The 9,123-nt window shown below is 55.4% G+C and carries 11 protein-coding genes; 7 read left to right on the top strand and 4 right to left on the bottom strand.

The features are described from left to right. Positions 1-185 precede the first annotated feature (185 nt). The gene (locus WCG50_RS15175; RefSeq protein ID WP_336900445.1) at positions 186-1,313 is read left to right on the top strand and encodes a 3-deoxy-7-phosphoheptulonate synthase; all 1,128 of its coding nucleotides are present in this window, start codon (positions 186-188) and stop codon (positions 1,311-1,313) included. A 60-nt stretch (positions 1,314-1,373) separates the two neighbouring features. On the opposite strand, the gene mpl is transcribed toward WCG50_RS15175, so the two are convergent. Next, positions 1,374-2,774 (bottom strand): UDP-N-acetylmuramate:L-alanyl-gamma-D-glutamyl-meso-diaminopimelate ligase, encoded by a 1,401-nt coding sequence (gene mpl / locus WCG50_RS15170; RefSeq protein WP_336900444.1) that lies wholly within the window; start codon positions 2,772-2,774, stop codon positions 1,374-1,376. A 55-nt stretch (positions 2,775-2,829) separates the two neighbouring features. Between mpl and WCG50_RS15165 the strand changes: the two genes are divergently transcribed. From WCG50_RS15165 to WCG50_RS15140, 6 genes are all read left to right on the top strand, one after another. Then, positions 2,830-3,414, top strand: coding sequence for a hypothetical protein (locus WCG50_RS15165; protein WP_336900443.1), 585 nt, complete (start codon positions 2,830-2,832; stop codon positions 3,412-3,414). A gap of 5 nt (positions 3,415-3,419) precedes the next feature. Beyond that, positions 3,420-3,986: a TlpA disulfide reductase family protein gene (locus WCG50_RS15160; protein ID WP_336900442.1), complete on the top strand. Its 567-nt coding sequence runs from the start codon at positions 3,420-3,422 to the stop codon at positions 3,984-3,986. A 166-nt stretch (positions 3,987-4,152) separates the two neighbouring features. After that, positions 4,153-4,614, top strand: a complete 462-nt coding sequence (gene accB, locus WCG50_RS15155) for an acetyl-CoA carboxylase biotin carboxyl carrier protein (protein WP_336900441.1) — start codon at positions 4,153-4,155, stop codon at positions 4,612-4,614. 18 nt (positions 4,615-4,632) lie between these two features. Then, entirely contained in the window at positions 4,633-5,982 is a 1,350-nt protein-coding gene (gene accC / locus WCG50_RS15150; protein WP_336900440.1) for an acetyl-CoA carboxylase biotin carboxylase subunit, read from the top strand. Between the two features lie 71 nt (positions 5,983-6,053). Beyond that, positions 6,054-6,959 (top strand): 50S ribosomal protein L11 methyltransferase, encoded by a 906-nt coding sequence (prmA, locus tag WCG50_RS15145; RefSeq protein WP_336900439.1) that lies wholly within the window; start codon positions 6,054-6,056, stop codon positions 6,957-6,959. A gap of 34 nt (positions 6,960-6,993) precedes the next feature. Next, complete coding sequence (locus WCG50_RS15140) at positions 6,994-7,989, top strand: zinc-ribbon and DUF3426 domain-containing protein (RefSeq protein ID WP_336900438.1); 996 nt, start codon at positions 6,994-6,996, stop codon at positions 7,987-7,989. 73 nt (positions 7,990-8,062) lie between these two features. On the opposite strand, the gene WCG50_RS15135 is transcribed toward WCG50_RS15140, so the two are convergent. From WCG50_RS15135 to WCG50_RS15125, 3 genes are all read right to left on the bottom strand, one after another. Further along, on the bottom strand, positions 8,063-8,662 hold the full coding sequence (locus WCG50_RS15135; protein WP_336900437.1) for a histone: 600 nt from the start codon (positions 8,660-8,662) through the stop codon (positions 8,063-8,065). 16 nt (positions 8,663-8,678) lie between these two features. Continuing rightward, the gene (locus tag WCG50_RS15130) at positions 8,679-8,825 is read right to left on the bottom strand and encodes a hypothetical protein (RefSeq protein WP_336900436.1); all 147 of its coding nucleotides are present in this window, start codon (positions 8,823-8,825) and stop codon (positions 8,679-8,681) included. 7 nt (positions 8,826-8,832) lie between these two features. Further along, on the bottom strand, positions 8,833-9,123 hold a 291-nt coding region (locus WCG50_RS15125; RefSeq protein WP_336900435.1), incomplete at its 5' end, for a ribonucleotide-diphosphate reductase subunit beta.

Here is a 9,123-nt window from a genome sequence, read left to right as displayed (position 1 = left end):
AGTTTGACTGTGCTACATTCAAAGCCATGAAAACAGCCCGTTTTTACTTTAGCTATTTTTGGTTCTCCAACGCCTGCGGCGGTCGAGAGTTCTGAACGTACCTAAACCAAACGTCCTGATCTTCCAAAAACCGCCGGCACCCCCGGCGGTTTTTTTATGCCTTTTTTTATTTAGGAGTCCTCACGATGAATGCCACAACCTCTGTCGCCAGCACCAACGCCTGGCATGCGAACCCCGCCGACCGTACCAGCCAGACCGACGACGCACGCATCAAGGACATCACCGTGTTACCACCTCCCGAGCATTTGATCCGCTTCTTTCCCATCAGTGGCACACCGGTGGAGACGCTGATCAGCGCCACCCGCAGCCGCATTCACAACATCATGGCGGGTACCGACGACCGCCTGCTGGTGGTGATTGGCCCCTGTTCCATTCACGACCCCGTGGCCGCGCTGGACTACGCGCGCCAACTCAAGGTGCAGCGCGAAAAGTACGCCGATACGCTTGAAATCGTGATGCGCGTGTACTTCGAGAAGCCGCGCACCACCGTGGGCTGGAAAGGCCTGATCAACGACCCGTACCTTGATGAGACTTTCCGCATTGACGAAGGTCTGCGCATGGCGCGCCAGTTGCTCATTGAGATCAACCGCCTGGGCTTGCCCGCTGGCAGCGAGTTTCTGGACGTGATTTCTCCCCAATACCTGGGTGACCTGATCTCTTGGGGCGCGATTGGCGCCCGCACCACGGAGAGCCAGGTGCACCGTGAACTGGCCTCGGGCCTGTCGGCCCCGATTGGGTTCAAGAACGGCACCGACGGCAACATCAAAATTGCTACCGATGCGATTCAGGCCGCAGCCGGTGGGCACCATTTCTTGTCTGTTCATAAAAACGGCCAGGTGGCGATTGTCCAAACCAACGGCAACCCGGACTGCCACGTCATCCTGCGCGGTGGCAAGGCCCCTAACTATGACGCTGCCAGCGTCGCAGAAGCTTGCAAAGACCTGGTGAAAGCCAAGTTGCCCGCCACGCTCATGGTGGATTGCAGCCACGCCAACAGCAGCAAGCAGTTTTCGAAGCAACTCGACGTGGCGCGCGACATTGCCGCACAAATCTCGGGCGGTTCCCAGAGCGTATTCGGTGTCATGGTGGAAAGCCACTTGACCGAAGGGGCCCAAAAGTTCACCCCTGGCCAAGACGACGCGTCCAAGTTGGCTTATGGCCAAAGCATCACCGACGCCTGCCTGGGTTGGGATGACTCGGTTCAGTCGCTGGAAGTGCTGTCGGCAGCAGTCAAGGCACGCCGGGCGGCTTGACGGAGGCCGGGATTTAAGGGTGTTTTAGGCCTCTAGCCCCCGTTCTACTTGCGTGAGTAGCTATTTATTGCGTAGCAAATTAAGCAGTTTGAGGTGAATGCCACCAAAGCTGCCGTTGCTCATGCAGACGATGTGATCACCGGCTCGCGCTTGGGCCGTCACCTGCGTCACCAGTTCGTCGATGTTGTCAGCCACCTGTGCCCGCTCGCCCATTGGGGCCAGCGCATCACGGGCGTCCCAGCCCAGCCCGCCGCTGTGGCAAAACGCCAGATCAGCCTCTTCAAGGCTCCAGGGCAACTGGGCTTTCATAGCGCCCAATTTCATGGTGTTGGAGCGTGGCTCAAATACGGCCAGAATGCGTTCACCCGGTTTGAGGCGGCGCTTGAGTCCATCAACCGTGGTACGAATGGCGGTGGGGTGATGGGCAAAGTCGTCGTACACCGTGATGTTGCCGCCATGGCACGCCACCGTGCCCCGAATTTCCATTCGGCGCTTGACGTTTTCAAACGAGCCTAAAGCGCTTGCCGCGACCACGGGCGATACGCCAATGTGCTCGGCCGCCGCAATGGCAGCCAGGGCATTCAGCTGGTTGTGCACGCCGGTTAGCGCCCAGGTCACGTGCCCCACGATTTTTCCGTGCTGCAGCACCTCAAAATCATGCGGTTCGCCCGCCGCCGTGAAGTCGCTCACCAAGGCGCCAAAACTTCGCACCTCGCTCCAGCAGCCTGCGTGCAACACGCGGGCCAGGCTTTCTTCCAGCCCATTGACCACCACGCGGCCCGAGCCATGCGGGCCGGTGCCCGGCACGGTGCGCACCAAATGGTGAAATTGACGCTCGATGGCGGCAAGATCATCAAAGATGTCGGCGTGATCAAACTCCAGGTTGTTCAAGACCGCTGTGCGCGGACGGTAGTGCACGAACTTGCTGCGCTTGTCGAAAAATGCGGTGTCATATTCATCGGCTTCAATGACGAAGGTTTTCCCGGCGCCCAATCGGGCTGAAACATCAAAGTTCATGGGCACGCCGCCCACCAGAAAGCCCGGTTTTAGTCCTGCGCATTCCAGAATCCAGGCGGTCATGGCGGTGGTCGTGGTTTTGCCATGGGTGCCAGCAATGGCGATGACGTGGCGGCCTTGCAGCACATGTTCTGCCAGCCATTGCGGACCGCTGGTGTAGGGCAGACCGGCATCCAGAATCGCTTCCATCAGCGGAAATTTTGGCGTGCCATCGGGCAAGTGGGCGCGACTGACGACGTTGCCGATCACAAACAGGTCGGGTTGAAGGGCCAGTTGGCCAGCATCAAACCCTTCGATCAACTCAATGCCAAGCGCCCGCAGTTGGTCGCTCATGGGCGGGTAAACACCCGCGTCGCAACCGGTGACTTTATGGCCCGCTTCGCGTGCCAAAGCGGCCAGGCCACCCATGAAGGTGCCGCAAATACCCAAAATATGAATGTGCATGGACTCATTTTAGGCGGGGAGTTGTCGGTTAAAAAACCAGGCAAAATGACGGCTTATGGAATCCCTGACCTTGGAACTATCTGCTGTTGCGGCCAGTCTGGTGGTTGAGGAGGGTCTCGAATACGGCCCCGCCAAGCGTCGTGCGGTCAAGCAAATGGGTTTGCCTGCGCGCACCGCCTTGCCGGGCAACGCAGAAGTAGAAGATGCCGTCATAGACTACATCGCTATCTTTTGTGCTGACACTCAGCCAGGGGAACTGCTGGCCTTGCGGCGTCTGGCTCTTTTGTGGATGGAGCGTATGGCGGACTTCCGCCCTTACCTGAGTGGCTCAGTGTGGCACGGAACGGCGACGCGACTTTCTGATATTTACATTCAATTATTTTGTGATGACTGCAAATCAGCAGAAATAGCACTGATTGACCACAAAGTGAACTACGTACCGCGCACGATCACCGGGTTTAATGGTGATTCGGTGGAGGCCTTGAGTGTGCATGCCTTTTGCCCGGGTCTGAATGAGGAGGTGGGTGTTCATTTGCTCATTTACGACCGGGATGATGTGCGCGGCGCCCTGCGGTTTGACGCCAAAGGGCGTTCTCCGCGCGGGGATATGGCGGCAGTCCAGCGTTTGTTGCATGATTAGTAACTATGAACTCTGAAAAATCACCTTCTGAATCCGTGGTCACCTCCTCGTCAAGTCGCCGAGGCTGGCTGATGGGCGCTGTGGCGGGTGTGGCCGCCATTGGTGGGGTCGGCTTGGCTTTGCGGTCGACTCCCTCGTCAGCGGCCTTGCCCGTTTCGGAATTTGATCTTTGGCAGCAATCATTTGCCAAGCTGGATGGGGGCTCGCTCCTTATGTCCGCACTACGCGGCAAGCCGCTGCTGCTCAACTTCTGGGCCACCTGGTGTCCGCCGTGTGTGGAGGAGCTTCCGTTAATTAGTCGTTTTTATTCTGAAAATAAGGCTAAAGGTTGGCAAGTTCTTGGTTTGGCTGTGGATCAAATAGCGCCCGTCAAGCGCTTTTTGGTGAATTCGCCGGTGTCTTTTCCGGTGGCGATGGCCGGAATGCCGGGGGTTGATCTCAGTCGTTCGCTGGGTAATTTAAGTGGTGGCCTGCCTTTCACGGTGGTGTTTGGGTTTGATGGTTTGGTTGCGCATCGTAAAATAGGCAAGGTAACGCCTGGAGATTTGCTTTCCTGGACTGCTCTGAAGTAAGTCAGTTAAGCCTTGCGCGCCGTAAGAATGACCCTGTTCTCGTTGGGAAATGACCTTAAAACCCCGGTTTTTTGAGTCGAAGTTTTGTAAAATAAAAGAAGATGGCTGTATTTATCGTCAATTTGAGGTAAATTAGCTGTTGTTTCTTTAAATCGTTGGAGTTCTCATGGACCTTAGAAAACTAAAAACACTTATCGACTTGGTGTCGGAATCAAATGTTTCAGAGCTTGAAATCACAGAAGCTGAAGGCAAGGTTCGGATCGTCAAAGGCGGTGGTGCCATGGTTCAGCAGTATGCCCAGCCGATGCAGATGATGATGCCTGCCACCATGCAAGCCCAAAACGTGGCTGCCACAGACATTGCTGCGTCACCGGTGCCGGTACCGGTTGCGGTCGGCCACACCGTCAAATCACCCATGGTCGGTACTTTCTACCGGTCTGCTTCCCCGGGCGCCAAGGTTTTTGTGGAAATCGGCGACACCGTCAAGGAAGGTGAAACGGTCTGCATTATTGAGGCCATGAAAATCCTTAATGAAATTGAAGCCGACAAGTCGGGCACAGTGACTCAAATTCTTTGTGAAAACGGCCAAGCGGTTGAATACGGACAGCCTCTGTTCGTGATCGAGTAACGCCAACCAAGCCATCCCATGTTCAAGAAAATCCTGGTTGCCAATCGGGGCGAAATCGCCCTCAGAATTCAACGCGCCTGCCGCGAACTCGGTATCAAGGCTGTCATGGTCTATTCCGAGGCCGATCGTGAGGCTAAATACGTCAAGCTGGCTGAAGAATCAGTGTGCATCGGGCCGGCTTCGTCGGCGCTGAGTTACCTGAACATGCCTGCCATCATTTCGGCCGCCGAAGTGACGGACGCCGAGGCGATTCACCCGGGCTATGGTTTCTTGAGCGAGAACGCTGATTTTGCCGAGCGCGTCGAAAAAAGCGGTTTTCAGTTCATCGGCCCTACGCCTGAGTCAATCCGCATGATGGGCGATAAAGTGTCGGCCAAGCAGGCCATGATCAAGGCCGGGGTGCCTTGCGTTCCTGGCTCCGAAGGCGAGTTGCCTGATGATCCGGTCCAAATTCGACGCATCGCCAAGGCGGTGGGTTACCCCGTCATCATCAAGGCGGCCGGTGGTGGTGGCGGGCGCGGCATGCGCGTCGTGCACACCGAGGCGGCACTGATCAATGCCGTGACCATGACCAAAGCCGAAGCGGGTGCCGCCTTCGGTAATCCGGCGGTTTACATGGAGAAGTTTCTCCAGAACCCCAGGCACATTGAAATCCAGATCCTGGCCGATAAATACAAAAATGCGGTTTATCTCGGCGAGCGTGATTGCTCCATGCAGCGTCGGCATCAGAAAATTTTGGAAGAAGCGCCTGCGCCTGGCATTCCCCGAAAATTGATTGAGCGGGTGGGTGAGCGTTGCGTTGCTGCTTGCAAGAAGATCGGTTATCGCGGGGCGGGAACCTTCGAATTTCTGTTTGAAGATGGCGAGTTTTACTTCATTGAGATGAATACCCGCGTGCAGGTGGAGCACCCGGTCACGGAAATGATCACCGGGGTTGACATCGTCAAGACCCAGATCATGGTGGCTGCGGGCGAAAAGCTGCCCTTTACACAACGTCAGATTGAAATTCGTGGCCACGCCATTGAATGCCGTGTGAATGCGGAAGACCCTTATAAATTCACGCCATCGCCAGGCCGTATCACCATGTGGCACCCGCCGGGTGGTCCTGGCGTGCGTGTGGATTCGCATGTTTACACCAACTACTACGTTCCGCCAAATTACGACTCCATGATTGGCAAGATCATTGTTCATGGCGACACGCGTGAGCAGGCTTTGGCCCGTATGCGTACGGCCTTGGGTGAGACCGTGGTGGAAGGCATCAATACCAATATTGCGCTGCACCGCGAACTGATGGTGGACGCCAAGTTCATGACCGGCGGCACCAACATTCACTACCTTGAAGAGTGGCTCAGCCAGCACAAACGTTAATTTGAAACCTTGCGGGATAGACCGCAGTGACGCGCAGTGAACCAGCTCTGTCCTCAATTGATTAGAAATGTATGTTTGAATTGTGTTTGATGTGCCCGGAAAACCGGGTCGAAACCTTGAGTGATGCACTCGATGCGCTGGATGCCTTGAGTGTGAGCGTCGAAGATGCCGACGCGCAGACGGATGCCGAGGTTGCCTTGTTTGGCGAGCCGGGCATGCCGCCGCCCAAGGACGGTTGGCAGCGTTCCCGAGTGACGGCGCTGTATCACTCTGAAGCCTTGGCAAAGGACGCTCTGGCGCTTTTGCAGGCCCAAAAGTTTTTCACGGACTGCCAATATTTAAGCTTGCAGGATGTGCCCGAGCAGGATTGGGTGCGTTTGACGCAGTCCCAGTTCACGCCCGTTGAAATCACGCACTCCTTCTGGATCGTGCCGACCTGGCACGAACCACCTGAGCAGGCTCAGATCATTATTCGACTTGATCCGGGTCTGGCGTTTGGCACGGGGACGCACCCCACCACGCGCATGTGCCTGCGCTGGATTGCAGGCAAGGGCGGTGCCTCTGAATTGCATTCAGTATCAAGATTGGGACGTGTGCTGGATTACGGCTGTGGTTCGGGGATTCTTGCGATCGGCGCCGCCAAGCATGGCGCAGTTGATATTGATGCTGTGGATATAGACGACGCTGCCGTGGAATCCACGGTGCTGAATGCCCAGGCCAATGAGGTGAACCTGAAGGCGGGTTTGCCCGAGCTTGCTACGGGGGTCTACAAGACCGTGCTGGCCAATATATTAGCGACACCGCTGAAGGTGCTGGCGCCGTTGTTATGGTCGCGTGTGGGCCCCGGTGGTTCGTTGGTCCTGGCGGGTATTCTCGAGCGCCAGACGGATGAACTGAAGGCCGCTTATGCGCCTTACTGCCAATTGACCGTATCCGATCAGGAAGATGGCTGGATACTGATGACCGCAACCCGCTGAAACGCGCTGGGTGTCAGTCAACATTCTTCATAAGATGAGCCTGATTACCCGTTGCCCCGCTTGCGAAACGCACTTCAAGGTCGTTCCCGACCAGCTTCGAATTTCTGAAGGCTGGGTTCGTTGCGGGCAATGCGATGAAATCTTTGATGCCTCCCATCACTTGGTGCCCGATACTTTTGTTGAAGAGAAACAAGAACAATTGCCGTCGTTCATGGATGGTTTCCAAGAGGTCATCGAGGCGAATGACTCGGAACCCATTCACCTAGAACATGATTCGGCACCAGATATTTCAAACGTCGATATAGATTGGTCAGAAGTACCTGAAGACGTTGAAGAAATTGAAGAAGTTGCAACGACTAACGAGGCAAGAGATTCAGTTGAAGGGTTAGCTGAAGAAACGTTTCAACCCACATTGATCTTGCCCGTTGCCGCGTCAGTGAGCGAGCCCGACGAATCATCGTCTGGGAAAGACGAAGCCGTTGAAGTGGATAGCAGTCCCAACGTGGGCGATGTTGCATTTTTGCGTGGGGTCAAGGCTGACCAAACCGCGCCTCGTCCCGTTCGCCGCGTACTTTTGGCGGGGCTGTCTGTGGCTTTGTTGCTCGGTTTGATGCTCCAGGTCACTCTTCACGAGCGTGACCGCCTCGTGGCGATGGAGCCGAGCCTCAAACCCTTGTTGCAGGCTCTTTGCGGGCCTTTAAATTGCTCGCTGGCACCCTTGCGCCGAATTGAGTCGATCGTGGTCGAGAGTGCGTCGTTCAATAAGACGAGTGGAAACAAATACCGTTTGAATTTCACTGTTAAAAATACGGCAACGATGCCTCTTGCCGTACCTGCCGTTGAGTTGACCTTGACCAATGCATTTGATCAACCTGTGGTTCGGCGCGTATTTCTGCCCATCGAGATGGGTGTCAAGTTGCCTGAGTTGGCCCCTGGCGCCGAATGGCCAGCATCGATCGCCATGGAAGTCAAGACGACGGGCGCTTCAGAACAGGTTGCCGGATACCGGGTTTTTGCTTTTTATCCTTAAGCACCGATAAAAAAGCCCGATGCGAAGGGCATCGGGCTTGGCGCAAAGCGAGTCGCAGAACTGCGATAGCCGATCAGGGTTTGCTTGCTGTTGGAAACGGCCAGGCAGACTGTGGATTGAGTGTCGTCTGTGCGGGCGCTGTTGCTTTTTTGGCTGCAGGTTTTTTGGCTGCAGGAAGCACGGGCGCAGCGGCCTTTTTAGCCGGTGCTGCTTTCTTGACTGCGGCTACTTTTTTGGCGGGCGCAGCTTTTTTAGCAGGTGCAGCTTTTACTGCAACGACCTTTTTAGCTGGCGCCGCTTTTTTGGCTGCGACAACTGGTTTCGCAATGGCCTTCTTGGCGGGCGCTGCTTTTTTAGCGGGAGCAGCTTTCACTGCAACGACTTTTTTCGCGGGCGTCGCTTTTTTGGCTGCGACGACTGGTTTCGCAGCGGCCTTCTTGGCTGGCGCAACTTTTTTAGCCGGTGCTGCTTTTGCTACAACGACTTTCTTGGCCGGCGCTGCTTTTTTGGCAGGAGCGACGGTCTTGGCGACAGCCTTCTTCGCTGGGGCCGCTTTTTTAGCCGGGGCAGCTTTCACTGCAACGGCCTTTTTGACGACGACAGCAGGCTTTGCAGGTGCGGCTTTTTTAACAGGGGCGGTCTTTTTTACGACCATTTTTTTTGCAGTTGCCATTTAATTTTCTCCTTGATCAATTTACAAAGAGCACTTCATGCGAGTAGGAGTGCTTGAAGCGATTCATGGTGTTGGGGAACAATCCCAGCACCATGAACTTGGGTGCACAAATCGCCGATGCCGCTTGAGGGCTACTGGCTGTTTGTGAAATTCTTGTTGTCATTAAAAAATCAGTCCCATGACAGCGCACCGCCAGATTGATATTCAATGACTCGCGTTTCGAAGAAGTTGCGCTCTTTCTTCAGGTCGATCATTTCACTCATCCAGGGGAACGGATTTTCTTCGTTGGGGTAAAGCGCTTCGAGACCAATTTGCGTGGCACGACGGTTGGCAATGTAGCGCAGGTAGCCCTTGAACATGGAGGCGTTCATGCCCAATACACCGCGCGGCATGGTGTCTTCTGCGTACCGGTATTCAAGTTCAACGGCTTCTTCAAACAAGGCCTTGATTTCAGCCTTGAA

The organism is Rhodoferax sp., from assembly GCF_037143375.1.
GTDB lineage: Bacteria > Pseudomonadota > Gammaproteobacteria > Burkholderiales > Burkholderiaceae_C > Rhodoferax.
Note: the sequence above shows the minus strand (reverse complement) of the source record. Positions and strands in the feature narration are given on the sequence as shown.